The organism is Actinophytocola sediminis, from assembly GCF_054779715.1.
Window position 1 is genome coordinate 315,756 of sequence record NZ_BAAGXS010000018.1, and the last position, 2,074, is coordinate 317,829.

At 71.4% G+C, this 2,074-nt stretch carries 4 protein-coding genes; all 4 read left to right on the forward strand.

What is annotated here, in order from left to right; all coding sequences use genetic code 11:
- Nucleotides 1-44: 44 nt before the first annotated feature.
- The 4 genes from ACYVIP_RS11820 (at nt 45) to ACYVIP_RS11835 (ending at nt 2,040) form a co-directional block, all read left to right on the forward strand.
- Complete coding sequence (locus tag ACYVIP_RS11820; RefSeq protein WP_460395167.1) at nt 45-827, forward strand: hypothetical protein; 783 nt, start codon at nt 45-47, stop codon at nt 825-827.
- On the forward strand, nt 824-1,198 hold the full coding sequence (locus ACYVIP_RS11825) for a GntR family transcriptional regulator (protein WP_460395169.1): 375 nt from the start codon (nt 824-826) through the stop codon (nt 1,196-1,198). Before ACYVIP_RS11820 ends, ACYVIP_RS11825 begins: the two co-directional genes overlap by 4 nt.
- Nucleotides 1,199-1,383: 185 nt before the next feature.
- Nucleotides 1,384-1,812: an aspartate 1-decarboxylase gene (panD, locus tag ACYVIP_RS11830; protein ID WP_460395171.1), complete on the forward strand. Its 429-nt coding sequence runs from the start codon at nt 1,384-1,386 to the stop codon at nt 1,810-1,812.
- Nucleotides 1,813-1,827: 15 nt separating this feature from the next.
- The gene (locus ACYVIP_RS11835; protein WP_460395173.1) at nt 1,828-2,040 is read left to right on the forward strand and encodes an MbtH family protein; all 213 of its coding nucleotides are present in this window, start codon (nt 1,828-1,830) and stop codon (nt 2,038-2,040) included.
- Nucleotides 2,041-2,074: the final 34 nt, after the last annotated feature.

The window sequence follows — 2,074 nt, forward strand, 5'->3', positions numbered from 1 at the left end:
CGCGCCAGTGTTGCTGATACTTTGTATCAAAGGGGTGATACAAAATGGCGCACTGGCTCGAGACCTCCGTTCTGCCCGCCGCGATCGCGGCCGGCCTGCTGCTCCTGGTCCTCTGGCCGACCAAGCAGGGCGGCACACGGCTGCTCCGGCGGTGGGGCGTCGCGCGACCGGAACCGGCGCAGGTCACCGCGGCGGTCCGCTACCTGCGGCAGCGGCGCGTCCTGTACGTGGTCCTGTTCCTCCTCTTCCCCTCGGCGGCCGGCGCGGTCGTCGACACGGACACGCCCTCGTACCTGGTGATCCTCGTCCCGCTGCTCATCGCCATGCTCGTCGCCGAGGCGATCGCCACCCTGCGGCCGGTGTCCGGTGTGCGCACCGCCTCGCTGGACCGGCGCACCTGGCGGGACCTGGTTCCCCGCTGGGCCGTACGCACCCTCGGGGCCGGCGCGGTCCTCGCCGTCGTGCTCGCCGTGGCCGGCGGCGCCTGGCTGGTGCTCGGCTATGTCGTCGGCTGCCTGCTGCTGGTCGGCGGGCTGGTCGCGCTCGCGGTGCGGCGGCCCGCGGTGGACGACGAGATCGTGGACGCCGCGCTGCGCACCAGGACCGCGCGGGTCGCGGTCGGGATCGGGTTCGGCTGGCTCGCGACCGCGCTGCCCCTGGCCTCCCGGCGGTTCCAGGACCGCTGGTTCGCCGACCAGGACCAGTTCTGGTTCGAGCCAGGCGACGAGGTGCGCACCATCGTGCATGTCGCGGTCATCGTCGCCGGGTTCGTGTGTTGGCGCTGGGTGGCGGTGCCGAGCAAGCAGTGGCCGGCCATCAGCCGGTGAGTGGCGCGCCCCGGATCACGGTCGACCCGGAGAGTGGGGTCGCGCCCTGGCGGCAGGTGCGCGACCAGGTGCTGCGCCTCGTGCTGACCGGCGCGTTGCCGGTCGGCACGCGGTTGCCCACGATCCGGCAGCTGGCGGGCGATCTCGGGCTCGCGGCGGGCACGGTCGCGCGGGTCTACCGGGAGCTGGAGGCCGACGGCGTGCTGGCGACCGCGCGCCGGCAGGGCACGGTGGTCGCCGGTGTCCCGGCCACTGCAAGCGACGGGCTGGCCATGGCCGCCGCCGAGTATGTCCGGCTGGCCGTGGAACTGGGCGCGGATCCCGACGCGGCCGTCGCGGCCGTGGTCGCGGCGTGGCCGTCGGATCAGTAGTTGGCATGCCGGAATCGGCCCCGAGGCTCAGTTGAGCGCCTTCGGGGTCGCTTTCCGGCGGGTTCCGTGAGCTCCTTGCCACGGCGTGCGCTCTATGGTTAGCCTACCCTAAGAACCTGAGTCGCGGGTAGTTCGGCGCGGAGCGCGCCGGGTTTTCTTTGGTCCCAATAAATCGGGGAGAGTTCGTGCTGCGCACAGTCCTCAATGGAAAGATCCATCGCGCCACCGTCACCCAGGCCGATCTGCACTACGTCGGCTCGCTGACCATCGATGCCGACCTCATGGCCGCGGCGGACATCCACGAGGGCGAACGCGTCCAGGTCGTGGACATCACCAACGGCAGCCGCCTGGAGACCTACGCCATCACCGGCACGGCCGGCAGCGGGGTCATCGGGGTCAACGGCGCCGCGGCGCATCTCGTACACCCCGGCGACCTCGTGATCATCCTGACCTACGTCGGCGTGCCGGACGAGGCGCTCGGCGAGCACCTGGCGCGCGTGGTGCACGTCGACGCCGGTAACCGGGTGATCGAGCTGGGTCAGGACCCGGCCGCGCCGGTGCCCGGCGCGCACGACCAGCGGTCCGGGCGCGACGTCGCCGCGGTGCGCGGCTGAGAAGGGGAGATTGCCATGACCAACCCGTTCGACGACGAGGACGGCGTGTTCCTGGTGCTCGTCAACGACGAGAACCAGCACTCGCTGTGGCCGAGTTTCGTCGAGGTGCCCGCCGGCTGGCGCCGCGTGCACGGCCCGGCGAGCAGGCAGGACTGTCTGTCCTATGTAGAGGAACACTGGACGGATCTGCGGCCGGCGAGCCTCATCCGGGCCATGACCGACAGTTGAGAGGGCGGCAGTGAACGCTGGTGAGATCCTTCCG